We start from the raw sequence: 26518 nt of genomic DNA, 5'->3' as shown, positions 1-26518 counted from the left end.
AAAGGGGGCCGGTGTCGCCCACCGGCGCGGATTCACAGGCCGCGATCGATCAGGTCGAGGATTTCCTCGCTGGTCGCCGCGTGAATCTTGTCGACCGCGTCGGCATTATCACCACGGCCCGTGCCGACCTCGGCCAACAGGTGTGCCAGGCGCTGCGCGAGCGCCGCCCTGGCCTCGGTGTCCTCCCCGAGCTCGGCAATTGTCGCGCGAAGCCTGTCGATGTCGGCGAAGGCCACCGACACCGGATCCGGAACGAGCTCCGCGCGCAGGAACTCGGCGACGGCACGAGAGCTCGGGTGATCGAACACCATGGTGGGCGGCAACCGCAGCCCCGTTGCCGCACCGAGGTGGTTGCGGAGCGCCACGGCGGCGAGCGAGTCGAAGCCGAGTTCCTTGAACGCCTGGTCGGGGTCGACCGAGTCCGCAGCGTCGTGGCCGAGCACCGTGGCGGCGCCTGCCCGTACCAGTTCGAGCATCAGGTGCCGCTGTTCGGGAATCGACAGGTCCGCCAGTCGCAGCGCCCAATCGGACGGCTCGGACCCGCTGGATCCGGCCGATCCCGACCCCGCGGCACGCCTGCGCGGTTCCCGGATCAGGCCGCGCAGTGGGGCGGGCACGTAGGGCGCGGCCGACCCGGAGAGGTCGAACCGGGCGGCGGCCACGGCCGGAACGCCTGCGGCCAGCGCGTTGTCGAAGAGGGCCAGGCCGTCGGGAGCGGTCATCGGAACCATGCCGCTGCGGCGCGCCCGGGCCAGATCGATTGCCCCGAGGCTGTCGGTCATGGTGCTCGGCGGTGCCCACATGCCCCACGCGATCGACACCCCGGGAAGACCGAGGGTGTGGCGGTGCCGGGCCAGGGCATCGAGGTACATGTTCGCCGCCGCATAGTTCGCCTGTCCCGGCGCGCCGAGGACGCCGGCGAGCGAGGAGAACAGCACGAAGGCCTGCACCCCGGATGTCGCGGTCAACCGGTGCAGATGCCAGGCCGCGTCGACCTTCGGCCGCAGCACCGCGTCGAGACGCTCGGGGGTCAACGAGCCGAGGGTGGCGTCGTCGATCACGCCTGCCACGTGGATCACCGCGGTCAGCGGGTGCTCCCGCGGTATCCCCGCCAGCAGCGCCGCGACGGCCGACTCATCGGAGGTGTCGCAGGCGAGGATGCTCACCTCGGCACCCAGATCGGCGAGTTCGCGACGCAACCGGTCGCACCCCTCGGCGTCGGGTCCACGCCTGCTGGTCAGCACCAGATGCCGCGCCCCGTGCGCGGCGACCAGATGCCGGGCCACCAACGACCCCAGGGTGCCGGTGCCGCCGGTGACGAGAACGGTGCCGTCCGGATCGAGCGGCGCCGATGTCTCGACGGCGGGCATCCGCCGCAATCGGGGTGCGAGCAGAGTGCCGCTCCTGGCCGCCAATTGGGGTTCCCCGCTCGCCGATGCCGACATGATCGCGGCTTCGGCATCCGCCGCGTCGTCGAGGTCGACCAGGACGAACCGGTCCGGGTTCTCGTTCTGTGCGGACCCCACGAGTCCCCACACCGCCGCGGCCGCGAGATCGGCGCCCGCGTCCCGGTCCTGCCCGTCGTCGGTGACCATCGCGTTGCGGGTCACGATCACCAGCCTGCTGTCGGCGACGATGTCGTCGTCCAGCCACTCCTGCAACAGGTCCAACACCCGAGCGCACAGTTCGTGGGTCGCGTCCGGAGCGTGCTCGCCCCCGGTTCCGCATCCGACCAGCACCGTCCAGGGGACCCGGTCGCCGCCGTCGGGGACGGACTCCATCGCGGTTCGCAGCGCCGCCAGGTCGGGATGGTGCGGTAGAGCCGAACCGTTGCCCCGCTCGCCCGGCCACCAGGAGCCGAGGACGACCACCGGTCCCGGTGCAGGCGCCGACGAGGGGTCCTCGACCGGAATCCAGGTCAGCCGGTGCAAGGGCGGGGCCGACCTGCCACCCGCACCCGCCGCGTCGACGGCCCTCGGCACCACCCGCAGAGCGTCGACGGTCAGCACCGGCTCGCCTCGGGGGTCGGCGAGGGCGAGGCGATATCGCCCGTCCTCGCTCGCCTCGGACCGCACCGACACCGCTTCCGCTCCGACGGTGTGCAGGCGGATTCCCGACCACGTCACCGGCCAGCCGTCCCACCCGAGGATCGGCTCGATCGCGGCCTCCAACAGCTCCGGATGTATTCCGTAGCCGGTCGCGTCGGTGCCTTCCTCCAGGCGCACCTCGGCCTCGGCGTCGTCAGGAACCTGGTGCGCGGCAGCCGCCGCGGGCCCCACGACGTCGTCGATCGTCGCGGAGGCGTTCCGGACCCAGGCATCGGGGCTGTCGGTTTCGGCCGCGTTCGACGAGATGGTGACGGTGCGACCACCGGTTGCGTCGATAGGCGACACGAGCACCCTGATCGATGCCTGCCCCGGCGACGGGAGGGTCAGCGGCTGGTGCAGCGTGAGCTCGTCGATGTGGTCGAGACCGATGTGGTGGGCCGCGTGCAGCGTGAGTTCGACCAGCACCGCACTCGAGACCGAGTGTGGAGCGTCGGGCGAGGGCGCCTCACCGTCATCGACCGGCGGCGGCACGAGCCACGAATCGCGCGGCAGGGAGAGCTGTCCGGTGAACATCAGCGCGCCGTCCTCGAGGCTCACCGCCGCGCCGAGCAGCGGATGATCCGCCGCGCCGAGCCCAAGCTCCGTCGGATCGCCGGTGCTCCGCATCGACGTCGACGGCCAGAAGGAACGACGCTGGAACGCGTAGGTGGGCAGGTCGACCCGGCGGCGCCCGGGCAGTACCCGATCCCAGTCGATGCGGACGCCCTGCACGTATGCCGCCGCGACCGCCGCGATGATGCCGTGCGCCTCGTCTCCGCGCCCTGGCAGCGTTGCGATCGCGTTCGGGACGACCTCCGCGGCGAGCGCGGTCAGGGTCGCGCCAGGACCGACTTCGACGAGGCGGGTGACCCCGAGCTCGTCGAGGGCGCGAATGCCGTCGTGGAAGCGCACCGATTGCCGGATGTGCTGCGTCCAATAGTCCGGGGACACGAGTTCCTCGGCGGTGGCGACGCGACCGGTGACGTTGGAGATGACCGGCACACTCGGCGGCTGCGGAGTCAGCCTCGACACCACGGTGGCGAACTCGTCGAGGATGGGGTCCATCAGGGTGGAATGGAAGGCCCGCTCGACCCGCAGGCTCGTGGTCTTCATGCCGGCGGCGGACAATTCGGATGCGATGGTGTCCAGATCGCGTTCACCGCCCGCGAGCACCACCGATTCGGCACCGTTGACGGCCGCCAGGTCGACCCGGTCGTCGATCCGTGCGAGCACGTCCTCGGCCCCAGCACGGACGGCGATCATCGCGCCCGGTTTCGTCGACTGCATCAACCGTCCCCGCTCGCCCACCAGCGCGGCGGCGTCGGGCAGACTGAACACTCCCGCGACGTGTGCCGCGGTGATCTCTCCGATCGAATGGCCGATCAGGTAGTCCGGGGTGATGCCCCAGTCCCGCAGCAGCCGATAGAGCGCGACCTCGATGGCGAACAGGGCCGGCTGGGTGTACTCGGTGCTGTCGAGCTTGGCGGCGCCGCCGTCGGCGTCGTCCCAGATCACCTCCCGCACCGGGACTTCCACATGCTCGTCGAGTGCGGCACAGACCTCGTCCAGTGCCTCCGCGAACACCGGGTAGGCCTCGTAGAGGCCACGGCCCATCCCGATCCGTTGCGCGCCCTGTCCTGTGAACATGAAGGCCGTCTTGCCGCGGACGCTGGTCCCGTCGATGACGTCGCCGCCAGGTCGCCCCTCCACGATGCGGTCCAGGCCGTCGCGCAGGTCGGCGAGCGTCTCGCCGATCACCGCGGCGCGGTGGGCGAAACCGGATCGGGTGGTGGCCAGGGAGTAGGCGAGGTCGGCCGGATCGGGAGGATCTGCCGCGTCGTCGAGGAACTCCGCCAGCCGAGCTGCCTGCGCCCGCAGCGCGTCGCCGGTCTTTCCGGAGATCACCCAGGCCAGCGGCGAGGCCGACCGCGGCGAGGGATCGGGCGTCGGGAAGTCGGGTGGCTGTTCGAGGATCAGGTGCGCGTTGGTGCCGCTGATGCCGAACGACGAGACCGCAGCGCGACGGGGTCGCCCGGTCTCCGGCCACGACACAGCTTCGGCGAGCAGCGAGACCTCTCCCGCGGTCCAGTCGACGTGCCGGGTCGGGGCGTCGCCGTGCAGGCTCGGCGGCAGCACCCCGTGCCGCATCGCCATCACCATCTTGATCACGCCTGCGACCCCCGCCGCGGCCTGGGCGTGGCCGATGTTCGACTTGACCGAACCGAGCCACAAAGGCCTGCCCTCGCGGTCCTGCCCGTAGGCGGCCAGCAGCGCCTGTGCCTCGATCGGGTCACCGAGCGTCGTGCCGGTGCCGTGCGCCTCCACCGCGTCGATGTCGGTGGGTGCGAGCGAGGCATCGGCCAGCGCCTGGCGGATCACCCGTTCCTGGGACGGCCCGTTCGGTGCGGTGATCCCGTTGGAGGCCCCGTCCTGGTTGATCGCCGATCCGCGGACGATCGCCAGCACCCGGTGGCCGTTGCGTTCGGCGTCACTCAGCCGTTCCAGCACCACCATTCCCGCGCCCTCGCTGAGCCCGGTGCCGTCCGCCCGGTCGGAGAACGGTTTGCACCTGCCGTCCGCGGCGAGGCCGCGCTGGCGGCTGAACTCGATCAGCACCCCGGGTGTGGACATCACCGTCGCCCCTCCTGCCAACGCGAGGGTGCATTCACCGTCGCGCAGGGCCCGCGCCGCGAGATGCATGGCCACCAGCGATGACGAGCAGGCGGTGTCCACCGTGACCGCGGGCCCGGTGAAGCCGAGAGAGTACGAGATCCGGCCGGAGGCAACACTGTTGCTGGTGCCGGTCATCAGATAGCCCTCGGCGTCGACGTTGCGCCTGCTCATCAGGTGGAAGCCGTAATCGCCGCCCATCAGCCCCACGTACACGCCGGTGTCGGTGAGTCCCGGTCCGTTCGGCTGGATCCCCGCCCGTTCCAACGCTTCCCAGGCACTCTCGAGGAGCAGCCGGTGCTGGGGGTCCATCGCGATCGCCTCGCGCGGGCTGATGCCGAAGAACGCGGCGTCGAACTCGTCGGCGTCGTAGAGGAATCCCCCTTGGCTCATGTAGGTGGTGCCGGCGCGCTCCGGATCGGGGTGGTAGACCTCCGCGAGATTCCAGCCGCGGTTGTCGGGGTACGCGCCCACCGTGTCGTGGCCCTCGCGCACGAGTTGCCACAGGTCGTCAGGGCAGTACACCCGACCCGGATACCTGCACGCCATCCCGACGATCGCGATCGGGTCCTCGCCCCTGCGGGTACGCGCAGGCCGGGTCGGCTGCGGTGCCGCGTCCGACCCGAGCAGGCGGGCCACGAGCTCCTGCGCGAGCGCATCGGCGGTGGGATGGTCGAACACCACCGTCGCGGCGAGTCCGACGCCGGTGGCGGTCGCGAGCTGGTTGCGCAGTTGCACCGCGGTCAGCGAGTCGAAGCCGAGCTGCTTGAAGGCCCGCTCCGGGTCGATCGCCTCCTTGCTGTCGTGGCCGAGTACGGCCGCCACATGGGTGGTGACGAGGTCGAGGACCCGGCCGTGTCGCTCGCCGGGATCGAGTGCCCGCAGCTCGTCGGCCAGGCCGGTGGGTGATTCGGTGGCGGCGACCCGGCGACGGATCCCGAGGACGCGGCGCAGGATCGGCGGCAGGGACTCGGCATCGGAACGGGAGGGGCGCGTCGAGAGACGGATCGGCACGATCAGCGGCCGGTTCACGGCCAGCGCCGCATCGAACAGGGCCAACCCCGACTCCGGGCTGATGGTGTCGATGCCGGAGCGCTGCAACCGGTCCAGGTCTGCCGCGTTCAGGTGGGAGGTCATCCCGCTCGGACGATCCCACAGCCCCCAGGCCAGGGAGATCGCCTGCAACCCGCGGGCGCGACGGTGCTGCGCGAGGGCGTCGAGGAAGACGTTCGCGGCCGCATAGTTGGCCTGGCCTGCGCCGCCGAGCACACCCGCCGCGGAGGAGAACAGGACGAACGCCGACAGGTCGTGGTCGCGGGTCAGTTCGTGCAGGTGCCAGGCACCGTCCACCTTGGGTCGCATGACGTCGTGCAGCTGGTCTCGGGTCACCGTGGCGGCGGTGGCATCCTCGAGCACCCCGGCAGCGTGGATCACGCCGGACAGGTCGGGGATGTCGGCGAGCAGGGCGGTGACCGCCTCGCGGTCGGCCACGTCGCATGCGACCAGGCGGATCTCGGCCCCCGACTCGGCGACATCGGCTCGCAGTTCGGCCGCGCTGTCGGCGTCGAGTGCGTGCCTGCCGGTCAACACCAACCTGCGCACCCCGTATCTCGTGACGAGGTGGCGGGCGACCAACCTGCCGATGGTCCCGGTGCCACCCGTGATGAGGACCGTGCCATCCGGACCGAAGGGGGCCGGATCCGCATCGAGTGCGGTCCTGACGGGCGTCTCCGCGGCCAGCATGGGCGCCAGGAGGACGCCGTCCCGGATCGCCAGCTGGGGTTCGTTGCAGGCCAATGCCATTGCCAGCAGCGCGGGATCGGCTGGTTCACCCGCCGCCGCATCCAGGTCCACCAGGCAGATGCGGTCCGGAAATTCGTGTTGCACCGCGCCGATCAGCCCCCAGGCCGGTGCGGCGGACACGTCGTCGATCGGTTCGCCGTCGCGCACGCCAACCCCGAGCCGGGTCGTGACGAGCAGGCGGGTCTGCGCCAGTCGATCCTCGAGGAGCCAGGACTGGACAGCGGTCAACGCTGCCTCCGCGGCGGCGTGCGCCCTGGTCGGCACATCGGACTCCCCACCCGGCTCGCAATCCAGCCACAGCACACGGCCGGAGTGGTCGCCGCCCGCCAGTGCCTCCGCGAGCGGCACCAGATCCGCCCCGGTCGCCGCGGCCGCGCCCACCGGCATCCATTCCACACGGTAGAGGTTCTCGCCTGAGCGGGCTGCGGGCAGTTGGGTGTCCCCGAGCGGCCGCAGCGCCAACGAATCCACGGTCAACACGGGTTTGCCCGCCACGTCGAACGCCGACACCCGGTACCGCTCGGGACCGATCGTCGTGACGTGCACACGCAGAGCTGTGGCGCCGACGGCGTGCAACTGCACCGCGCCCCAGGCGAAAGGCAGCCGGACACCGCTCGCGCCGGACGCGGCGCTCCCGAGCGCGATCACGTGCAGAGCCGCGTCGAGCACGGCCGGGTGGATCCCGTATCCCACGACCGCCTCGGCCGGGTCCTCGCCGCCCAGACTCACCTCGCCGTACAACTCGTCGCCGCGTCGCCACGCCGCGCGCAGCCCACGGAAGCTCGGGCCGTACCCGTAGCCGGCCTCGTCGAGCACTCCGTACAGACCCCCGACGTCGATCCGCGTGGCATCGGCAGGCGGCCACTGCTGTTCGCCGGAGTCGGCGGAACCGACGGCAGCCGTGAGCGTGCCGGTGGCGTGCCTGGTCCACGGGGTCTCCCCCGAGGCATCCGCAGGCCGCGAGTGCACCGCCACCGTGGAGCGGCCGCCGTCGCCGTCGGCGAGGACGCTCACCTGCACCGCCACCTCACCCTCGGCCGGGATCAACAGGGGCGCTTCGATCGCGAGGTCCTCGAGCCCGCCGAGCGCGACGCGGTTCCCCGCGTGCAGGGCGAGCTCCACGAATGCCGTTCCGGGCAGGATGACGGTTCCGTTCACCGCATGGTCACGCAGCCACGGAAGGCGTTGTGGGGAGAGCAAGCCCGTGAACACCACGCCCCGGTCGTCACCGAGTTCGACCGACGCGGCGAGCATCGGGTGTCCGCCGGTGTCCATGCCCGCCGACCCGACATCCCCGTGCGGAACCGGACCGTCCAGCCAGTAGCGACGGTGCTGGAAGGCATACGTGGGCAGGTCCACCCACCGCTGCCGGTCGTCGCGTCGGGCCCAGCCGACCCGGTCCCAGTCGATGTGCACCCCCGACACCTGTGCCTCGGCGAGCGCGGCGGTGAACTGGCGCATGCCCGCTCGATCGCGCCGCAGGGTCCCGATGGTTCGGCCCGCGACGCCCGCCGCGTCGAGGGTCTCCTGCAACGGCACTGTGAGGATGGGATGGCTGCACGACTCGATGAACAATCGATAGCCGTCCGCGGCCAGCGATCTGGTCGCCTGCTCGAACCGGACGGGGCGCCGCAGATTCCGGTACCAGTAGTCCGCGTCGAGCGCGGCGCCGTCCAGCGCGCCACCGGTCACCGTCGAATAGAACGGGATCCGCGACCGGCGGGGTGTGATCGAGGCGAGCGCGTCGAGGATCGGATCCCGCAACACCGAGACATCCGCGCAGTGCGAGGCGTACTCCACCGCGATCCGCCTGGCCTGGACGCCCTCGCCCTGCAACTGCCCCACCAGCAGGTCGAGCGCGTCGACGGGACCGGACACCACCGTCGCGGAGGGACCGTTCATCGCCGCCACCTCGACGGCGCCCGCCCACGGTTCGATCCTCGCCCGCACCGCGTCCGCGGGCAGTGCCACCGAGGCCATCCCGCCGCCGCGTCGCGCCGACGCGGCGATCACGCTGCTCCGCGCGGCGACGACAAGCGCCGCGTCGGACAGGCTCAGCGCACCCGCGACGCAGGCGGCGGCGATCTCGCCCTGCGAGTGTCCGACCACGGCCGCCGGTTCGACGCCGTACGCGCGCCACAGTTGGGTGAGTGCCACCATCACCGCGAACAGCGCGGGTTGCACGACGTCGACCCGGTCCAGAGAGGACGGATCGCGGTCGCGGAGCACGTCGAGCAGGGAGAACTTCGTGTACGGCGCCAGCGCGTCGGCGCATTCGCGCACGCTGTCGGCGAACACCGGCGACGACTCGAGCAGTTCGGCGGCCATGCCCACCCACTGCGCACCCTGGCCAGGGAACACGAACACCGGCCGGTCCCCTGCTTCCAGGGCCAGGCCGGTCACCACATCGGGACTGGGCGCGCCACGGCCGAGCGCATCGAGCCCCGCCAACAGACCCGAGGGCTCCGCGCCGATCACGGCGGCGCGGTGGTCGAAGGCGGCGCGCGAACCCAGCAACGCCCCGGCCACCTCGGCGGGCGTCAGTTCGGGATGGCCTGCGACGTACTCGCGCAATCGCTCGGCCTGGGCGCGCAGCGCAGGTTCGGTGTGGCCCGATACGAACCAGGCCACGACCTCGGCTTCGGGGGCGGTCGATTCGTCGGGCGACGGCGAGACGGACGGTGACTGCTCCAGCACGAGGTGCGCGTTGGTGCCGCTGATGCCGAACGAGGACACCGCTGCGCGTCGGGGCCGATCGGTCTCCGGCCAGTCGCGGTTCTCGGTGAGCAGGGACACCGAACCGGCGGACCAGTCGACGTGCGGGGTCGGCCGGTCGATGTGCAGCGTCTTCGGCAGGACGCCGTGACGCATCGCCATGATCATCTTGATCACCCCGGCCACGCCCGCGGCCGCCTGGGTGTGCCCGAGATTCGACTTCACCGAGCCGAGCCACAGCGGCCGGTCGGCGGGGCGATCGCGGCCGTAGCCGGCCAGCAGGGCGGACGCCTCGATCGGATCGCCAAGCGTGGTTCCGGTTCCGTGTGCCTCGACGGCGTCGACATCGGCCGGGCCGAGCCCGGCACTGACAAGGGCCTGCCGGATCACCCGCTCCTGTGCCTGTTTGTTCGGAGCGGTCAGACCGTTGCTGGCACCGTCCTGGTTCACCGCACTGCCACGGATGACGGCCAGTATCCGGCGACCGTTTCGCTCCGCGTCGGAAAGTCTTTCCAGCGCGACCATTCCCGAGCCCTCACCCCAGGCCGTGCCGTCCGCGGCGGCGGAAAAGGCCTTGCACCGCCCGTCCCGTGCCAGTCCGCGCTGGCGGCTGAACTCGACGAACACCGCTGGTGTCGCCATGACCGTCGCCCCGCCCGCGAGGGCCAGTTCGCACTCACCGCTGCGCAACGCCTGCATGGCGAGGTGGATGGACACCAGGGACGAGGAGCACGCGGTGTCGACGGTGATCGCTGGTCCACACAGGCCGAAGCTGTATGCCACGCGTCCGGAGGCGACGCTCATGGCGTTGCCGGTGATGAAGTAACCCTCGAGGTCCTGGGTGGCGCCCCGCCTGCCCGCGCCGCGTAATCGATACCGGACAGCCCGGTGAAGACGCCGACCTGGGCACCGTGCACCGACCTCGGATCGATGCCCGCGTGTTCGAAGGTCTCCCAGCTCGTCTCGAGGAGAAGACGTTGCTGCGGGTCCATGGCCAGGGCCTCGCGGGGCGAGATACCGAAGACCTCCGGATCGAACCCGGCCGGGTCGTCGAGGAAGCTGCCCTGCACCGTGTAGGTCTTGCCGGACTGCTCGGCCTTCGGATCGTAGAGGTCCGCGATCCCCCAGCCGCGGTCCTCGGGGAACCCGGTGACGGTGTCCGAACCCGACTCGACCAGGCGCCACAGATCCTCAGGCGACCGGACCCCGCCCGGGTACCGGCAGCCCATCCCGATCACAGCGATCGGTTCGCGGCTGACTCCCTCGGCCTCACGAAGCTTCTCCCGCGTCTGATAGAGCTCTGCGGTCACCCGCTTCAGATAGTCGAGGAGCTTCGCCTGATCGGCCATCCGAGATCAGCTCCAATCTGAGCCCCCCGTATCAGCGCGGGACACCGATTGTATCCGCCACCACCTCGCGGAGGCAGCGGTCTGCCGGTCACGAGGCAGATCGAGAACACAAAAAAGCCCCCTCGAATGAGGGGGCTTTTTCTTGTGGTCCCGGCTGGGATCGAACCAGCGACCTTCCGCGTGTGAAGCGGACGCTCTCCCACTGAGCCACGGGACCGAGCCGCGCGTTGAACTCTCGCGGCCGGACGGGATGGAACATTAACACGACTTCCGCGGAAGTGAAAAACCGCAGTCCGGCCCCGTCCCACACCCGTCGAACCACATCCCACTTACCGCCCGACCCTCGTTCTCCGTCCGTCCTGCCCTCCGACCCGACGGCGGCCAGAAACAGGAGCCCACCCCCGTCTATGCGGAGAAACAGTGCGGTACATGCACTGCATCCGTTCCCCGTTTCCGCCACTGAACTGGCGATTTGTGACTACACACCCCGTGGGCTAATGTTTCATCTCGCACCACGGAGGCAGCAACGCCGCCCCCGGAAGTGCAATGCGGATGTAGCGCAGTGGTAGCGCATCACCTTGCCAAGGTGAGGGTCGCGGGTTCGAATCCCGTCATCCGCTCTCGAGGTTGGACTCGACCTTGACGGTGGAGTGGCCGAGTGGTGAGGCAACGGCCTGCAAAGCCGTGCACACGGGTTCGATTCCCGTCTCCACCTCGCGCGATTAGCTCAGCGGGAGAGCGCTTCCCTGACACGGAAGAGGTCACTGGTTCAATCCCAGTATCGCGCACGAAGGAAAAGGCACCCGGACGGGTGCCTTTTCTGTACACGCACCGCCGGACCTACACAATGGGTCCGGTAGTGCACAATGCGGATGTAGCGCAGTGGTAGCGCATCACCTTGCCAAGGTGAGGGTCGCGGGTTCGAATCCCGTCATCCGCTCGTTTGGGCCGGACCCGGTTCCGGCTTCCCGCGCGATTAGCTCAGCGGGAGAGCGCTTCCCTGACACGGAAGAGGTCACTGGTTCAATCCCAGTATCGCGCACCATCATCGAAAGCCCCGGCCACTGGCCGGGGCTTTCGTCGTATCGGGGCAGCAGTCGTATCGGAGCAGCAACGGGGTGCACACCGTCTGAACGGCGGGTGAACACCGACGTCGGCCTGGCCTGTCGAGTTGAACGGCCGTTCACATTAAGGTTTGCTCGTCCGGACACCGAACGATGCGACCCGAGGACTGTGATGGAGTTCAACCAGATCGATCGCCGCCGATTCCTGGCAGGTGCCGCCGCGGCGGGCGCCGCCCTGCCGCTGGCAGCCATGGCACCCGGGATCGCGGCCGCCGCCGACACCACACCCGCCGCAGGCGCAGGCAAGTTCCCGTTTCCCGCGGACACCAACCTTCGGGTGCTGATCACCGGCGACGCGGGCACCGGCACCAAGGCGCAGTGGGCGGTGGCCGACGCGATCCGCGACCTGCACAGCCGCGAGCCCTTCTCGATGGCGCTCGGTCTCGGCGACAACATCTACGAGATGGGCCCGACCAACGAGAACGACACCCAGTTCAAGGCGAAGTTCGAGGACCCCAACCACGATCTCGACTTCCCCTGGGTGATGGCCCTCGGCAACCACGACAACAGCGCGATCTTCCCCGGCGACGGCGGCTGGCTGCTGCGCGGCGACGAAGAGGTGGACTACCACCAGCTCTCCCGGCGGTGGTGGATGCCCAGCCGCTACTACTCGGTCCGCGTGCCCGAGAAGAACCCGGTGGTCGAGTTCTTCGTCCTCGACATGAACCCGGTCGCCGCCATGCTGCCCCCGATCCTCGCCCTTACTGGGCGGCGGACGGGCAGTTCATGAACGAGCAGCGCGCGTGGCTGGACGCGGCGATCGCAGCCTCGCCTGCGAAATGGAAGGTCGCCTGCGCCCACCACCCCTACCTGAGCAACGGATCCCACGGCAACGCGGGCAAGTACGACGGGATGCCGGTCCCTCCCGCGAACGGCGCCGACGCCAAGAAGTTCTACGAGGAGCACGTCCTCGGACGTTGCCAGTTCCTCCTCGCCGGACACGATCACTCGCTGCAGGTCCTCGAGCCGACCGTCGAGTCCAAGGGCACCCGTCAGATCGTCTCCGGTGCCGCAGGGAAGACGAGCAGCGGCAAGGCCAGCTCCACCACGAACAAGAGCCTCTTCGAGAACTTCGCGGACGTCGGGTTCATGGTGATGGACCTCTCGCCCACCGCCGCCACGCTCCGCGTGTACACGGTCGACATCACGACCTCGAAGGCGAAGGAAGTGTTCAACCGCCGCCTGTAACAACCGAGGCGTACCCCTCCGGCTCGCCCCGGAGGGACAATGGCCACATGGTCTTTCGGGTGCTCGCCGAGGCGACGATGACCGTGCACTTCGCGTTCCTGGTGTACGTCGTCGCCGGCGGGTTCCTGGCCTGGCGCTGGCCGTGGGCGATCTGGCCGCATCTCGTGCTCGCCGGCTGGGGCTTCTCGACCATCGTGTTCGGGTTCGACTGCCCGCTCACCCACCTCGAGAACTGGGCCAGGCACGAGGCAGGCGAGCAGGGGCTGCGCACCGGATTCATCGACACCTACCTGACCGGTGTCGTCTACCCAGAGCGGTACACCACGCTGCTGCAGATGCTCGCCGGGCTCGTTGTCCTCGTGTCCTGGACCGGCTTCCTCATCCGGCGCAGGCATCCGACCCGGGCCAGGGTCAGCGCGCCGAGCTGATCGCGCCCCTCGGGTCGACGAGGCCGCGCAGGGTCCGCCGGGCCGCCCTGCCCTCTGGCGTCGGCAACAGCGGGTAGACGTGCAACATGTCCCGCTCCTCGTGGTACTCGAACTCGGTGTTGCTGAGCGCGATTCGCTCGCGCAGCCGCCGCGCGTCCGCGTTGAGGATGTCCCGGGTGCCGGTGAACACCGTGATGTGCCCCAGGTCGTCGAGGTCGGCGTTGATCGGGCTCACCCGAACATCCGCCGGGTCCAGTGCGCCGCGGTACGCCTCGCCCGCCACCCGCAGGCCGTCCGGACTCAGCCACGGGTCGTGTGCCGCGAGGCCGGCGATGGCCGGGTCGTCGGCGGTGATGTCGAGCCACGGCGAGATCAACACCGTGCGCCGCGGCGGCGCGAGGGTGCGTTCCCGCAACGCCACCGCGACTGCCAGCGCCATTCCCCCGCCCGAGGAGTCGCCGAGTAGGGAGAACCGCTCGGCACCGCACTCCCCCATCAGACATTCGGCGAGGTCGGCGGCCGCGGGCACCACGATGTCCGCGGTCGCCGCAGGCGCGAGGGGGTAGATCGGGACCACCACCTCCATCGGCAGCGACCGGGCCAGATCCGCGACCAGCAGCCAGTGTTGCCGGGTGATCTCGCGGAAGTAGGAGCCACCGTGGAGGTAGAGCGCGCTGTCCAGATCCCGCCGCGACGCGCCGTGCGCGGCCACCGAGTACACCGGCCAGCCCGAGGCGGTGCGCTCCAATCGGATGTCGACCCGCCGGTCGAGCCCGCGCGGTGGGCTGAACGAACGGGGCCGCAACGCCCGGCCCGCGATCTCCCGGTGGGTGGCCTCGGCGCCCACCCGCCTGCTGCCGCGCAACGCGAGCGCTGCGGGCATCAATCGGCTTGCCAGGCTGGTCATCAGCTCACGCTCGCGTGCCCGGCGATGAGATCGCGGTACCAGAAGTAGGAGTCCTTCGGCGTCCGGGCGAGGGTCTCGTAGTCGATGTGGACGAGCCCGAATCGCTCCTTGTACCCGGCCGCCCACTCGAAGTTGTCGAAGATCGACCAGGCGAAGTAGCCCCGCACGTCGACGCCGTCCTCGATCGCCGCTCGGACCGCGTGCAGGTGTTCGCGGTGGTAGTCGATCCGGCGACGGTCGTCGACCCGGCCGTTCTCGTCGGGGTCGTCGTCGTGGAACGACGCCCCGCTCTCGGTGATGTAGATCGGCGGCAGCGCGTCACCGAACCGATCCGCGAAGATCCCGAGGATCTCGCGCAGTCCCGCGGGGACGATCGGCCAGCCGAAGTCCGTCCGCTCGTAGCCCTCGAGCGCGACCGGCTGGAACGGCATCCCCGGCGGCAGGTCGACCTCGAGGACCCCGCTGCTCCCCTCGTCGGAGGTGGGCGCGGCGATCAGCGTCGGCTCGTAGTAGTTGATGCCGAACCAGTCGAGCGGCTGCGAGATCACCTTCAGGTCCTCGGCAACCGGCCCCTGCAGTGCCGCGGCCAACTCCTCCGCCGGGTAGCTGCCCCGCAGGACCGGGTCGGCGAACGTCCAGTTCACGATGTGGTCGTAGATCTCGGCGGCGGCGACATCGGCCTCCGATTCACTGGCCGCGTGTACAGGCGCGTGGTTGGAGGCGATGCCGATGTTGCCGCACCCCGCCGCGCGCAGCGCCTGCACCGAGAGCCCGTGGCCGAGCAACTGATGGTGGGCGGCCTGCAGTGCGCCGAAGCCCAGTTCCTGGCCGGGGGCATGCACGCCGAGCGCGTGCCCGTACAGGGTGTGCACGACCGGCTCGTTCAACGGCATCCACATGCGCACACGATCGCCGAGCCTGCGACCGACGATGTCGGCGTACTCGGCCAGTCGATAGGAGGTCTCGCGGTTGAGCCAGCCGCCCGCCTCCTGCAGCTCGACCGGCAGGTCCCAGTGGAACAGGGTCACGGCCGGATCGATCCCGGCCGCGACGAGCTCGTCGACTAGGCGGTCGTAGAAATCCAGACCCTCCTCGTTGACCGGACCACTGCCGGTGGGCTGCACTCGGGACCAGGACACGGACAGCCGGTAGGCGTCGACGCCGAGGTCGCGCATCAGCCCGACGTCCTCGCGGTAGCGGTGGTAGTGGTCGATGGCGACCACTCCTGTCTCGCCTCCGACGATCACGCCGGGCCGCTCGCAGTACTCGTCCCAGATCGAGCGGCCCCGCCCACCCTCATCCACCGCGCCCTCGATCTGATAGGCGGCGGTGGCGACGCCCCACAGAAAGCCATGAGGGAACGTCGGATTGGTTTCAGTCGCAGTCATGAGCCGAGTTTGCCGAAATGTTGGACGCACGTCCAGTGCGGTGCTTGAATTCATCAACACACCGCCCGAAACGGGCCCGGCGAAAGCACACTGGCCTCATGACGCTCCCCACCCCCGCATTGCGGGCCGCTCGCGTGTCGACCGCCGTTGGCTTCGGCCTGCAGGGCATGTTCCTCGCCGCACTCCTGACGCAGCTCCCGCAGTTCAAGGACCGGTACGGCTTCGACGACTCCACCATCGTCGTCGCGGTGGTGCTGGTCTCGCTGGTCGCGGCCGTCGGCAGCGTGATCGCCGAGTACCTGGCAACCAGGACCTCGAGCAAGACCACCCTGCGAGCGGGACTGTTCGTCATCGCCTGCGCAGGCACCGGGATCGCCTTCGCGCCGTCCCCCGCCGCGTTCTTCACCGGGTTCGCCGTGTACGGCATCGGCCTCGGCATGGTCGACGCGGCCACCAACATGCAGGCCGTGGCGATCCAACACCGTTACGGTCGGTCGATCCTGTCGTCGTTCCACGGCGCGTGGAGCGTCGGCGCCATCGTCGGTGCGCTGTACGTCTCGGCCTGTTCGGCGCTCGAGGTGAGCCTGCCGGTGTCGATCTTCGGCGCCGCGCTCGGGGTCGCCGCAGGAACGCTGCTGATCGGACCGCGACTGCTCGAGGTCGGACCAGAGGCCGAGGCGAACACGTCCGCCGCGCCGCTGACGATCCCGATGCGCCCGTTCCTCGCCCTCGGTGCGGCGATGGCGCTGTTCTTCGCCATCGACTTCAGCGTCGGCAACTGGTCGGCGCTGTACCTCAAGGACCTGCTGCTCGCCAGCGCCAGCACGGCGGCCCTCGCGGTCGCCGCCTATCAGACCGCGGGCCTCGTCTCCCGCCTGACCGGCGACTTCTGGGTGCGGCGCCACGGCGAGGTCGCGGTCGTCCGGGTCGGCGCGGCGATCGCCGCGCTCGGGCTGGTCGTCGTGATCGTCGCGCAGAGCCCGACCGTCGCGATCATCGGATTCCTCATCGTCGGACTCGGCGCCCCCGTCATCGCCCCGCTGTGCTTCAGCGCCGCCGGTCGGCTCGCCCCGCCGGACCAGACCGACGCCGTGATCGCCCGGCTCAACTTGTTCAACTACGCGGGAACGCTGGTCGGCGGCGCCATCGTCGGTGCGGTCGCCGCCGTCTCCGATCTGCGCATCGGCTTCGTGCTGCCGCTGCTGTTCGCGGTGGCCCTGTTCCTGCTGGCCCCCGCGTTCCGGCCCAAACGGGTCGCCGCAGGGGCCGATTCCGCCGACCTGACGCGTGTGGTCGACTAGACCGATGCCGAACCAGTTTGCCGTCATCCGCGCGACCGCATCCGACGCGGGCGCGCTCGCCGCCCTCGCCACCCAGACGTTCCCGCTGGCGTGCCCGCCGACCGCGACCGAGACCGAGGTCGCGGACTTCGTCGCAACCATGCTGTCGGAGGCCCGCTTCACCGAGTACCTGGCCGCGCCGGACCGGACGGTGCTCAAGGCCATCGGCGCGGACGGGATCATCGGCTACTCGATGCTCATCGACGGCACCCCCGAGGATCCCGATGTACTGGCGGCGGTGACACTGCTGCCGACCCTGGAGATCAGCAAGCTGTACGTGCTGCCGGACCGGCACGGCGACGGGGTGGCTGCGGCGCTGATGACCGCCGCCCTCGACCACGCGCGCGCCCTCGGTGCCGCAGGAGTCTGGCTCGGGGTGAACCAGGTGAACACGCGGGCGCAGCGCTTCTACGCCAAGCACGGGTTCGAGAGGGTCGGCACGAAGACGAACCTGGTCGGCGGGCAGCTGCACCACGACTTCGTGATGCAGCGCGCGGTCTAGGCAGCGACCTCGAAACGGGACAGCGCGAGCAGCCGCGAGGTCGCGCGCAGGTACTTCTTCCGGTAGCCGCCCGCGAGCATCTCCGGGGTGAAGATCTCGTCCAGCTTGGCGCCGGACACGGTGACCGGGATGCTCGCGTCGTACAGGCGGTCGGCGAGCACGACCAGTCGCAGCGCGACGGACTGGTCCTGGGCCGGGTGCACGCCCCGCAGGAACACCGCGGGCACGTCCGCGATCAGCTTGTTGTAGCGCGAGGGGTGCAGGGTGCTCAGGTGCGCGCACAGGGCGTCGAAGTCGTCCAGGGTCGCGCCCGGGATCCCGTCGGCACGGTCGGCGAGCTCGGCGTCCGAGATCGGCTCCGGCGCGGGCGGCAGGTCACGGTGACGGTAGTCGGGGCCGTCCACCCGGATCGTCTCGAAGATCGACCCGAGCTTCTTGATCTCCCGCAGGAAGTCCTGGGCCGCGAACCGGCCCTCGCCCAGCTGCCCGGGCAGGGTGTTGGAGGTGGCCACGATCGACACGCCACGCGCGGACAGTTCGGTGAGCAGGCGCGAGACGAGCATGGTGTCGCCCGGATCATCGAGCTCGAACTCGTCGATGCAGAGCACGCTGTGGCCGGAGAGCTGCTCGACCGCGTTGTTGAAGCCGAGCGCGCCGACCACGTGGGTGAGTTCGACGAACGTCCCGAACGCCTTCGGCGAGGGCACGCTGTGGAAGATCGATGCCAGCAGGTGGGTCTTGCCGACGCCGAAGCCGCCGTCGAGGTACAGGCCCGCGCCGCTGGCCTGGGCCTTCTTGCCGAACAACCCTCGCCGTCCGCCGGAACGGATCTTCGTCACCTTGGCCGCGAACTCCTCGGCCTTGTGCACGGCAGCGGCCTGGCTCGGCTCGTTCGGGTCGGGGATGTAGGAGGCGAAACTGACCTCGTCGAACATCGCCGGCGGGACCATTTGTGCGATCAGCTGGTCCGCCTGAACCACCGGACTGCGATCAACAAGACGCTCGTGCATGCATGGAGGTTATCGACGTGCTGTCATCTCCCATATGCAGCGCCTCGATATTGCGACCCACCTCACACCACTCGACGACGACGAACTCCGCGACCTGCACGTCTATCCGGACACGACGTCCGCACCGTGGGTCCGGGTCAACTTCGTCTCCAGTATCGACGGCGCGGTGAGTGCCGACGGGACGTCCGCCGGGCTGGGCACTCCGGCCGACAAGCGCCTGTTCGGCGTCCTGCGCGAGCTGGCCGACGTGATCCTGGTCGGCGCAGGAACGGTGCGGGCCGAGAACTACGGTGGCGCCCGGGTCACCGCGGAGCGCCGCGCACGCAGACGCGAGCGCGGCCAGGCGGACGCGCCGCCCGTCGCCGTCGTCACCGCGAGCGCCGACATCGACCCGACGTCCCGGCTGCTGACCGACACCACCACCGCGCCCCTGATCCTCACCACCGCCGCCGCACCCCGGGATCGGAAGGCCGGGCTCGAGGCGGCCGGCGCGCGGGTTCTCGAACTCGGCGAGTCCACCGTGCCGCCCGCGGCGATCCTCGACACCCTCCACGGGCTCGGCCTGGCACGGGTGCTGTGCGAGGGCGGGCCAGGGCTGTTCGGACAGCTGCTGGCCGCCGACGCCGTCGACGAGCTGTGCCTGACCACGGCCCCGCTGCTGGTCGCCGGTACCGCACCGCGGATCGCCTTCTCCCCCAACGCCGCCGCGACCGCGATGCGTCGGGCGCACCTGCTCGGGGACGAGGACGGCACGCTGCTCGCCCGCTGGGTACGCGAGCGGAACGGCTGAGCGACCTGGCAGGCTGTGCACCGTGACATCCCCACTGCGCAGGACGTGGCCGCTCGCCGTGGTGCTCGCCGTCTGCTGCGCCTGCAGCGCCGGGCCGAGTGTGCGCCCCGACGTCGCGGTCGCGCAGCGTCCGGGAGAGACGATGGGCCGGACCGCCGACGCCGAGCAGGAGCCACCCCCGCTCGAGGTGCCCCGCACGGACCTCGACTGGAGCGACTGCACCCGCACCACCCTGGACACGCTCGGTCTCGGACCGGGACCGGCGGGGCTGATCATCGAATGCGCACAGCTCGCGGCCCCGATCGACCAGTCCTCCCCGATCCCCGGCACCTTCAGTCTCGGGGTGTCCCGGGCCAGGCTCCCGCAGACCCCGGCCGACGCGGGCCCGCTCGTCCTCACCTCCGGCGCGGACCGGGCCTCGACCGCCACCCTCGCGGCGCTGGCAGCGGGTCCCATCACCGACCTGCTGGCCACCAGGCCGGTGGTGGCCGTCGACCGTCGCGGGATCGGGACCTCGACCACCATCGAGTGCATCGACACCCCTGGCCTGCGCAGGGCCATGCTCGACCTCGGCCAGTTCTCCCCGCCTGACCCGGACGGCGGCGACGCCGCGGACAAGGTGATGACGCTCAGCCGCGACGCCACGGTCGGCTGCACCGACTTCCTGCAGCCGCAGGAGCTGGACTTCGACGCCGCGCACGCCGCGGACGACCTCGAGCAGCTGCGCAAGGCGTGGGGCGTCGAGCGGTTGGGCCTGCTCACCACAGGAAACGGCGCGGCAGTCGGGCTCTCGTACGCGGCGCAGCACCCCGATCGGCTCTCCAGGCTCGTCCTCGACGCCCCCGGTTCGGTCCGCGCCGACGCGGTGACCGCCGCCGAGTCCCGCGTCGCGGGGCAGGAGGCGGCGCTGGCCGCCTTCGCCCGGCAGTGCGCCGCGCTCGCCTGCTCGCTTGGCCCCGATCCCCGGTCGGCCGTGGCCGACCTGGTCCGTCGCGCGTCGGCGGGCGAGCTGGCCCCGGTCTCCTCGAACGGAGTGCTGACCGCCCTCACCGGCTTCCTCGGCGCGCCCCGCGGCGATCAGCAGGACCGCGTCCGCGAGTTCTCGGACGTGCTGGCCGCGGCTGGCCGCGGCGACGTCGGCCCGCTCGACTCCCTCATCGGGCACACCGCCGCCGCCACCGACTCGGACGGACAGTTCATCGCGCGCTGCTCCGACGGGCACCAGTGGCCGACGCCCGGTCGGGCCCGTGAGCTGCGGACCGCCTGGGCCGAGCAGTACCCGGTCTTCGGTCCGGACGCCGCGCTCTCGCTGCTGCTGTGCACGGCGTGGCCCACCACGCCGCCGCCGGAGCTGCCGGCCACACTCGACGTCGCGGTGCTCACGCTCAGCGGGGCCGCGGACCCGGTCGTCGGCAGCGCCGGGGCCGGCTCCGTGACCGGGGCGGTCGCGGCCGCGGGTGCCGCCAACGCCACCGTCGCCTGGCTCGGCAGCGGGCATCCGGTGTCGACGCATTCCAGCTGCGGGCAGCTCGCCATCGCGGGGTACGCGCGCACCGGCGTGCTGCCGCCGGACGGCGGCGCCTGCCCGGGCTGACGCGGCCTCGCGGAGTGTCAACCGAACGCCCGGCTGCCCGCTCGGTGTACCGTGCCACGGTGTTCCTTCGACATCTCGAACCGCGCACCGGCCGGACGACCGCAGAGGTGGTCAAGTTCGCGCTGTGGCCGATCGCCATCATGACGGTGCTGCATCGAGTGCTCGTCAAGGCGGTGAACGGGTTCCGGACGGACGACTTCGCGCCGGTCTACCGGGCGGCACTGGCCTTCCTCAACCACAAGCCCGTCTACACCGCGAACTTCAACTGGGTGGACCCGCACTACCTGTACCCACCCAGCGGAACCCTGCTGATCGCCCCGATCGCGCTCATCGACCCGGAGCGCTCGCGCTGGCTGTTCATCCTCGCCAACGCGGCGGCCGTCATCATCGCCGGCTACCTGATGCTGAAGATGTTCAACCTGGCGCTCGACTCCATCGCGGCACCGATCCTGCTGTTCGCGATGTTCGCGTCCGAGACCGTCACCAACACCCTGGTCTTCACCAACATCAACGGCCTCGTCCTGCTCGGCGAGGTGGCGTTCATGTACCTGCTGCTGCGCAAGAAGGACGCGTGGTCGGGTGTCGCCCTCGGTTTGACGTTCGCGGTCAAACCCGTGCTCTGGCCCCTGCTGCTGCTGCCACTGGTGAGCAAGCAGTGGAAGGTCTTCGTGACCGCGCTCGGCATCCCGCTGATCCTCACCGCGATCGCCTGGCCGCTGTCGGCAGACCCGATGGACTTCGTGCGCCGCACCGCGCCGTACCTGGCGGAGTCCCGCGACTACTTCAACAGCGCGATCGTCGGCAACGGCGCCTACTACGGACTGCCGGACCTGCTGGTCCTGGGGCTGCGGGCCCTGTTCGGCGTGATGGTCCTTGTGTCGCTGTGGCTGCTGTACCGCTACTACCGCGACGATCAGCTCTTCTTCGTCACCACCGCCTCCGGCGTGCTTCTGACCGCGTCGTTCCTGCTGGGCTCGCTCGGCCAGATGTACTACTCGATGATGATGTTCCCGCTGCTGATGAGCGTGGTGCTGCGGAACTCGGTGATGCGGAACTGGCCCGCCTGGCTGGCCGTATACGGGTTCATGAGTTACGACAGCTGGCTTTCGGTGCGATGGCCGGCCGCGGGCCGCGCGGCCGAGTACATGAAGACCACCCTCGGCTGGAGCCTGCTCCTCATCGTGATCTTCGCGGTCCTGCTCGGCCGGTACCTCATCGCGAAGCGGGAGAACAGGCTGGACGGCGGCATCGACCCGGCATTCCTGATCGAGGAGCGGGCGAAGGTGGCAGTCGCCTGAGTACCGTGGTGCCATGAGTTCCGCGGCAGATCCGGCACCCGTCCAGTTCACCGAAGCACAGTGGCGCGAACGACTGAGCCCCGAGGAGTACGCGGTGCTCCGCGAGGCAGGCACCGAGCGCCCGTTCGTCGGCGAGTACACCGACACCACCACCGTCGGCGAGTACCACTGCCGGGCGTGCGACGCGCTGCTGTTCACCAGTACGGAGAAGTTCGAATCCCATTGCGGGTGGCCGTCCTTCTTCGACCCGGCAGACTCCGACGCGGTGATCCTGCGCGAGGACACCACCCTCGGCATGCGCCGGGTGGAGGTGCTGTGCGCGAACTGCCACAGTCACCTCGGCCACGTCTTCGAGGGCGAGGGCTACCCCACGCCCACCGATCAGCGCTACTGCATCAACTCGATCTCGCTCCGTATGGTGCCGCAGGGCTGAGTCGCGCTCAGTGCACGCGGCCGGACAACGCCTGGCCCAGCGCCATCATGCTCAGGCCGAACATCAGGACGCCAAGGGGCACATGGAGCGACGGCACGTGCGCGATGCCCAATGCAACCTGCAGCGAGGCCAGTACGAGGAAGCCGGTCGCGTAGAGGATCGGGCGGGGCGAGGCTCCGCCCGGCCGCCACGCCAGGATCGTGGCGAGCACGTACAGCATCGATGCGCCGTACATCACGCGCGATCCGACGTCGTGCAGCACCGCGCCATGGGAGGCGGACAGCAGCATGCCCGCGGTGACCGCCTGGAAGAAGATGGTCCCGGTCTGCAGGGCAACCGCGATCCGCGGGAACGTGAGCCTGCTCGGTACCGTCATCGTTTCTGTGGCCATGGCGCGGTCCCCTCTTCTGCCTCGCGGCGATGGATCAGTAGTGTCTCGACAAGTCGACGACGCAGGCCCGCGAAATGTGAGGTGAGGCGTCGACCTCACAGTCCAGGGAGCGGTCGCAGCCATGAGCACCCCATCCGAGCCAGGGCGTGAACGGTCCGAGCCGGGCCCGAACGCGATCGTCGGCGAGCGCCGCCACCTGACCAATCTCGCCTACCGGCTGCTCGGTTCGCTGTCCGAGGCCGAGGACGCGATGCAGGAGACCTACGCCCGCTGGTACGCGATGTCTCGGCAACAGCAAGAGGCCATCGAGTCACCCGGAGCCTGGCTGACGACCGTGGTCGGCCGCGTCTGCCTGGACGTGCTCGGCTCGGCGCGGGCCCGACGTGAGCGCTACGTCGGCGCATGGATTCCCGAGCCGCTGCCCGACCGTACGGAGTGGTCCACCGGGCAGGCGAGCGGCGGGGCCGACCCCGCCGACCGGGTCACCCTGGACGAGTCGGTGAACATGGCCTTCCTCGTCGTACTGGAGTCGATGACTCCGGCCGAACGTGTGGTCTTCGTCCTGCACGATGTCTTCCGGTACCCCTTCGCCGAGATCGCTGAGATCGTCGGCCGGACGCCTGCGGCGTGCCGACAGCTGGCGTCCTCAGCCCGTCGGCGTGTTCGCGCAGCGCAGGTTTCGGCGCTCCCGACGGCGGCGCAGGCCGCCCCGGTGCGGCTGTTCAAGGAGGCGTGGGAGGCCAAGGACATCGAGGCCCTCGTCGACCTCCTCGACCCCGACGCCAGAATGCTCGCCGACGGCGGTGGCCTGGTCGGCACGGTCCTCCGCCCGGTCGAGGGCAGCAAACGCATCGCCGAATACCTGGTCCACATCGCCGACAAGGCCCCGGGCTGACGCTCCTGGTGCGGTCGGTCAACGGCAGGCCCGGGCTGGTCGCCCAGCACACCGGCGTCACCGTCACCGTGGCGGCATTCGACCTCGCCGACGACCGCATCACGCGCATCTGGGCGGTCCGCAACCCGGAGAAACTCCGTCCCTGGACCGAGAACGCACCGGCGTAGATCCCCGATCAACTGACCGGGAATCGCTCATTTCGGGGCGAACATCTTCTCGATGATCGTCTTGGCAATGGTGCTGGCCGGGTCCTGACCGTTGGCGCCGGGCGCGAGGTTGGTCCAGACGACCAGCGTGATGCCACTCTCCTCGTCGGAGCCCATGAACGAGTTGTAGCCGGGCAGTTCGCCGGTGTGGCCGTAGAGCGGGCCCAGCTTGGCGATCGCCCAGCCGTAGCCCGGTCCGTCCGGCGTGCTCGGGTCGACCGGCTGCACGCTCGCGAGGCGGCGTGCCTGCATGTCGGCGTCGAGGGACTTGCCGTCGGCCAGGGCCTCGACCCAGGTCGCGAGGTCGTGCGCGGTGGAGATGCCCGATCCGGCCGACCACGCCCAGGACGGGTTGCCGTCGGTGACGTCGTTCGGCGCGAGGGTGCCAGCCGTCGCGGCGGCCTGCATGTCCGGCGGAAGCGCGGGGTCGGTCATGGTCAGCACGTTGTCCCCGAACATGTAGCCCCGCGAGTACGGGGTGGGGATGGCGTTCGAGGTCAGCGCCGGGAATTCGGTGTGCTCCAGGCCGACCGGGGTGAACAGGCGGTCACGGAAGATCTCCGGCAGCGGCTTGCCGTCGAGCTGCTCGGCGATCAGGCCGAGCAGGACGAAGTTGGTGTTGGAGTAGTGGTAGCCCTGCCCTGGCGGGAAGTACGGCGGATGCGCGAATGCCAGCGACAGCAATTCCTCAGGGGCCCACACCTTCTGCGGGTCCCGGTCGAGGGACTCGTTCAGCTCGAGCGTCTCGCTGTAGTTGAACAGCCCGCTGCGCATGTTCAGCAGCTGCTCGATCGTGATGCCTTCGCCGCCGGGGACCTCGGGCCGGTATTTCGAGACCGGGTCCTCGAGCGCGAGCTTGCCCTCCTGCACCAGCTGCAGGATCACCGTTCCTGTCCAGGTCTTGGTGTTCGAGCCGACCCGGACATGGTCATCGAGGGACACCGGCGCACCGCCGTCGCGTTCGGTCGTGCCGTAGGTGACGGTCTGCTCACCCTCCGGCGTGCGCAGCAACACCACCGCGCCGGGCAGCATGAACTGCTTGGCGGCCTCCTGCACGGTCGACTGCAGTGTCGCATCGTCGATCGCGGGGGCGGACGCTCCTGGCGAAGCGGCTGCGGAGGTGGTGCCCGAGTCCGACCCGGTGTCCGAGGAACAGGCACCGAGCAGCAGGGTCAGGGCGAATGCGGCGCCGGCCGCTCGGAGATGGCGTGGTCGACAGGTCACCGCACGACGGTCCATGCCTGACGACCGTACGCCGCAGCGGTGCCGCGCACCGGCAAAACGGCGGGCTTGACGATCGTCGACGATATCGCCGGGGTCAGTCGCCGTCGGGACCGACCGGGGTCGTTGCCCAGGACGGGCGCCAGGCCGGCTCCGCGAGCGGTGTCAGGCTTGCGAAGTGTTTGATGATCGCCCGTAGTCCGGGGTGCGGGTTCGTTCTGGGAGGATGAGCGAGAGCGGGTATGCGAGCGTCGGATTCACGATCGGGATGCGGCGTAGGTCATGGTTCGTCGGCCAGATGTACCGATCGCGTGCCCCGACGAGGGTGGCCACCTCTGCCGAGTCCGCGAGGGTGTCCAGGAGTACTTCGTCGCCGAAGTGCGGGCCTGCCGCGTCGATGCGGAGGTCGAATTCGGTGGCGAGCTGATCGTAGAACTCCCCCATTCGCTGCGGGGCGCGATACCCGGCACCCAGATCCGGTGTCTGCGCAGTTGCAGCGGCGTCAGTGATCGTGCGGAGGCCAGCGGATGTCGCGGGCCGACGAGGAGTTCCAGCGGGGAGTCGAACGCGTGGATCATGCGCAGCTCACGCGGCAAAGTGGCCGGATCGGTGACCGTGCGGAACGAGGCGTCGATATCTCCTGCTTCGACGGCGGCGACCACGACCCGTGGATCGTTGACCTTGAGGGTCACCACGTCGAGGTCGGTGTCGGGATGCGACCGCCAATACTCGTGCAGGACAACGGCCTGCGCGGATCGCAGGCCGAGGACGTCGATCCGGAGGGCCCGCGAGCCCGGCCTGATCGCGGTGACGGCGCGATCGACACCCGTGACGATGCTACGTGCGTGCGGAAGAAAGGCCTGGCCGTCGAGAGTCAGCTCGACCCCGCGGGCGGTACGGGTGAACAACCGGACCTCGAGCTCCCGCTCCAGTGTCGCAATCCGCTTCGAGACGGCCTGTTGCGTCACGCCCAGCTCGTTGGCCGCGTGTTGCAGCTGTCCCAGCTCGGCGGCCCGGACGAACGATCGCACTGCCTCGGTATCCATTCGACACAGCCTATTCATGCACAACTGATCGTTGTGGCTCGCGCGGACAGCAGTTGTTTGGTCCGGCATCGGCACGGCTGATGTGATCGACAGGCCCGAACATCGGTTGTTACGAAGGAGTCGCATGCGAGTG

17 protein-coding genes, 6 tRNA genes and 1 pseudogene are annotated in these 26518 nt (G+C 70.0%); 15 read left to right on the top strand and 9 right to left on the bottom strand.

Translation table 11 applies throughout. The features are described from left to right. Positions 1-32: 32 nt before the first annotated feature. The 3 genes from BTZ20_RS11550 to BTZ20_RS11545 all read right to left on the bottom strand — a co-directional run bounded on the left by BTZ20_RS11550 (position 33) and on the right by BTZ20_RS11545 (position 10841). Positions 33-10079 carry a type I polyketide synthase gene (locus BTZ20_RS11550; RefSeq protein ID WP_262982570.1) on the bottom strand — a complete coding sequence of 3349 codons (10047 nt, stop codon included), beginning with the start codon at positions 10077-10079 and terminating at the stop codon, positions 33-35. Continuing rightward, complete coding sequence (locus BTZ20_RS29785; protein WP_262982569.1) at positions 10076-10624, bottom strand: beta-ketoacyl synthase N-terminal-like domain-containing protein; 549 nt, start codon at positions 10622-10624, stop codon at positions 10076-10078. Before BTZ20_RS29785 ends, BTZ20_RS11550 begins: the two co-directional genes overlap by 4 nt. 145 nt (positions 10625-10769) lie before the next feature. Further along, positions 10770-10841 (bottom strand) — tRNA-Val (locus BTZ20_RS11545). A gap of 331 nt (positions 10842-11172) precedes the next feature. Here BTZ20_RS11545 and BTZ20_RS11540 point away from each other — a divergent pair. From BTZ20_RS11540 to BTZ20_RS11510, 7 genes and pseudogenes are all read left to right on the top strand, one after another. Further along, positions 11173-11244: transfer RNA gene (locus BTZ20_RS11540), tRNA-Gly, on the top strand. Between the two features lie 24 nt (positions 11245-11268). Beyond that, positions 11269-11339 (top strand) — tRNA-Cys (locus BTZ20_RS11535). A gap of 1 nt (position 11340) precedes the next feature. Beyond that, positions 11341-11412, top strand: a tRNA-Val gene (locus tag BTZ20_RS11530). A gap of 80 nt (positions 11413-11492) precedes the next feature. Further along, positions 11493-11564: transfer RNA gene (locus tag BTZ20_RS11525), tRNA-Gly, on the top strand. Positions 11565-11594: 30 nt separating this feature from the next. Next, a tRNA-Val gene (locus BTZ20_RS11520) sits at positions 11595-11669 on the top strand. Positions 11670-11857: 188 nt separating this feature from the next. After that, a pseudogene (locus BTZ20_RS29780) lies at positions 11858-12936 on the top strand (metallophosphoesterase). A gap of 47 nt (positions 12937-12983) precedes the next feature. Continuing rightward, the gene (locus BTZ20_RS11510) at positions 12984-13364 is read left to right on the top strand and encodes a DUF2784 domain-containing protein (RefSeq protein ID WP_077041452.1); all 381 of its coding nucleotides are present in this window, start codon (positions 12984-12986) and stop codon (positions 13362-13364) included. Here the strand turns inward: BTZ20_RS11510 and BTZ20_RS11505 are convergent. After that, positions 13348-14271, bottom strand: coding sequence for an alpha/beta hydrolase fold domain-containing protein (locus BTZ20_RS11505; RefSeq protein ID WP_077041451.1), 924 nt, complete (start codon positions 14269-14271; stop codon positions 13348-13350). The two genes, BTZ20_RS11510 and BTZ20_RS11505, sit on opposite strands and share 17 nt — an antisense overlap. Then, positions 14271-15659: a GH1 family beta-glucosidase gene (locus BTZ20_RS11500; RefSeq protein ID WP_077041450.1), complete on the bottom strand. Its 1389-nt coding sequence runs from the start codon at positions 15657-15659 to the stop codon at positions 14271-14273. The genes BTZ20_RS11505 and BTZ20_RS11500 overlap by 1 nt, the downstream gene beginning before the upstream one ends. 17 nt (positions 15660-15676) lie before the next feature. On the opposite strand from BTZ20_RS11500, the gene BTZ20_RS11495 reads away from it, so the two are divergent. After that, the gene (locus BTZ20_RS11495; protein ID WP_262982568.1) at positions 15677-16960 is read left to right on the top strand and encodes an MFS transporter; all 1284 of its coding nucleotides are present in this window, start codon (positions 15677-15679) and stop codon (positions 16958-16960) included. Positions 16961-16964: 4 nt separating this feature from the next. Further along, positions 16965-17501: a GNAT family N-acetyltransferase gene (locus BTZ20_RS11490; RefSeq protein ID WP_077041448.1), complete on the top strand. Its 537-nt coding sequence runs from the start codon at positions 16965-16967 to the stop codon at positions 17499-17501. Here BTZ20_RS11490 and zapE read toward each other — a convergent pair. Then, entirely contained in the window at positions 17498-18511 is a 1014-nt protein-coding gene (gene zapE, locus BTZ20_RS11485; protein ID WP_077041447.1) for a cell division protein ZapE, read from the bottom strand. The genes BTZ20_RS11490 and zapE overlap by 4 nt on opposite strands. 34 nt (positions 18512-18545) lie before the next feature. Here zapE and BTZ20_RS11480 point away from each other — a divergent pair, with 34 nt between their 5' ends. The 4 genes from BTZ20_RS11480 to msrB are packed head-to-tail and all read left to right on the top strand — an operon-like array spanning position 18546 to position 22626. Then, positions 18546-19301, top strand: coding sequence for a pyrimidine reductase family protein (locus tag BTZ20_RS11480; protein WP_077041446.1), 756 nt, complete (start codon positions 18546-18548; stop codon positions 19299-19301). A gap of 22 nt (positions 19302-19323) precedes the next feature. Continuing rightward, positions 19324-20895 carry an alpha/beta hydrolase gene (locus BTZ20_RS11475; protein ID WP_223263730.1) on the top strand — a complete coding sequence of 524 codons (1572 nt, stop codon included), beginning with the start codon at positions 19324-19326 and terminating at the stop codon, positions 20893-20895. A gap of 59 nt (positions 20896-20954) precedes the next feature. Next, a complete protein-coding gene (locus BTZ20_RS11470; RefSeq protein ID WP_189636638.1) occupies positions 20955-22193 on the top strand; it encodes a glycosyltransferase family 87 protein in 1239 nt (412 codons plus the stop codon). Between the two features lie 13 nt (positions 22194-22206). Continuing rightward, the gene (gene msrB, locus BTZ20_RS11465) at positions 22207-22626 is read left to right on the top strand and encodes a peptide-methionine (R)-S-oxide reductase MsrB (RefSeq protein WP_077041444.1); all 420 of its coding nucleotides are present in this window, start codon (positions 22207-22209) and stop codon (positions 22624-22626) included. Between the two features lie 7 nt (positions 22627-22633). Here msrB and BTZ20_RS11460 read toward each other — a convergent pair whose 3' ends face one another. After that, on the bottom strand, positions 22634-23017 hold the full coding sequence (locus BTZ20_RS11460; RefSeq protein ID WP_077041443.1) for a hypothetical protein: 384 nt from the start codon (positions 23015-23017) through the stop codon (positions 22634-22636). Positions 23018-23138: 121 nt separating this feature from the next. On the opposite strand from BTZ20_RS11460, the gene BTZ20_RS11455 reads away from it, so the two are divergent. Both BTZ20_RS11455 and BTZ20_RS29420 read left to right on the top strand, forming a co-directional pair. Further along, positions 23139-23912 carry a sigma-70 family RNA polymerase sigma factor gene (locus BTZ20_RS11455; RefSeq protein WP_317616089.1) on the top strand — a complete coding sequence of 258 codons (774 nt, stop codon included), beginning with the start codon at positions 23139-23141 and terminating at the stop codon, positions 23910-23912. Between the two features lie 8 nt (positions 23913-23920). Beyond that, positions 23921-24079 (top strand): hypothetical protein, encoded by a 159-nt coding sequence (locus BTZ20_RS29420; RefSeq protein WP_317616088.1) that lies wholly within the window; start codon positions 23921-23923, stop codon positions 24077-24079. Positions 24080-24106: 27 nt separating this feature from the next. Here BTZ20_RS29420 and BTZ20_RS11450 read toward each other — a convergent pair whose 3' ends face one another. Both BTZ20_RS11450 and BTZ20_RS11445 read right to left on the bottom strand, forming a co-directional pair. Further along, positions 24107-25357: a serine hydrolase domain-containing protein gene (locus BTZ20_RS11450; protein ID WP_077041442.1), complete on the bottom strand. Its 1251-nt coding sequence runs from the start codon at positions 25355-25357 to the stop codon at positions 24107-24109. A 239-nt stretch (positions 25358-25596) separates the two neighbouring features. Beyond that, on the bottom strand, positions 25597-26385 hold the full coding sequence (locus BTZ20_RS11445; RefSeq protein WP_223263729.1) for a LysR family transcriptional regulator: 789 nt from the start codon (positions 26383-26385) through the stop codon (positions 25597-25599). Positions 26386-26518 lie beyond the last annotated feature (133 nt).

This window comes from Rhodococcus sp. MTM3W5.2 (assembly GCF_001984015.1).
Classification (GTDB): domain Bacteria; phylum Actinomycetota; class Actinomycetes; order Mycobacteriales; family Mycobacteriaceae; genus Rhodococcus_G; species Rhodococcus_G oryzae.
Note: the sequence above shows the minus strand (reverse complement) of the source record. Positions and strands in the feature narration are given on the sequence as shown.

Bases quoted from the DNA above. Each gene is read 5' to 3' on its own strand.
- BTZ20_RS11480 (WP_077041446.1), top strand. From the start codon at position 18,546: ATGCAGCGCCTCGATATTGCGACCCACCTCACACCACTCGACGACGAC.
- zapE (WP_077041447.1), bottom strand. From the start codon at position 18,511: ATGCACGAGCGTCTTGTTGATCGCAGTCCGGTGGTTCAGGCGGACCAG.
- BTZ20_RS11550 (WP_262982570.1), bottom strand. From the start codon at position 10,079: ATGAGCGTCGCCTCCGGACGCGTGGCATACAGCTTCGGCCTGTGTGGA.
- BTZ20_RS11450 (WP_077041442.1), bottom strand. From the start codon at position 25,357: ATGGACCGTCGTGCGGTGACCTGTCGACCACGCCATCTCCGAGCGGCC.
- BTZ20_RS11495 (WP_262982568.1), top strand. From the start codon at position 15,677: ATGTTGGACGCACGTCCAGTGCGGTGCTTGAATTCATCAACACACCGC.
- BTZ20_RS11505 (WP_077041451.1), bottom strand. From the start codon at position 14,271: ATGACCAGCCTGGCAAGCCGATTGATGCCCGCAGCGCTCGCGTTGCGC.
- BTZ20_RS11460 (WP_077041443.1), bottom strand. From the start codon at position 23,017: ATGGCCACAGAAACGATGACGGTACCGAGCAGGCTCACGTTCCCGCGG.
- BTZ20_RS11455 (WP_317616089.1), top strand. From the start codon at position 23,139: ATGAGCACCCCATCCGAGCCAGGGCGTGAACGGTCCGAGCCGGGCCCG.
- BTZ20_RS11490 (WP_077041448.1), top strand. From the start codon at position 16,965: ATGCCGAACCAGTTTGCCGTCATCCGCGCGACCGCATCCGACGCGGGC.
- msrB (WP_077041444.1), top strand. From the start codon at position 22,207: ATGAGTTCCGCGGCAGATCCGGCACCCGTCCAGTTCACCGAAGCACAG.
- BTZ20_RS11510 (WP_077041452.1), top strand. From the start codon at position 12,984: ATGGTCTTTCGGGTGCTCGCCGAGGCGACGATGACCGTGCACTTCGCG.
- BTZ20_RS11500 (WP_077041450.1), bottom strand. From the start codon at position 15,659: ATGACTGCGACTGAAACCAATCCGACGTTCCCTCATGGCTTTCTGTGG.
- BTZ20_RS11445 (WP_223263729.1), bottom strand. From the start codon at position 26,385: ATGGATACCGAGGCAGTGCGATCGTTCGTCCGGGCCGCCGAGCTGGGA.
- BTZ20_RS29785 (WP_262982569.1), bottom strand. From the start codon at position 10,624: ATGGCCGATCAGGCGAAGCTCCTCGACTATCTGAAGCGGGTGACCGCA.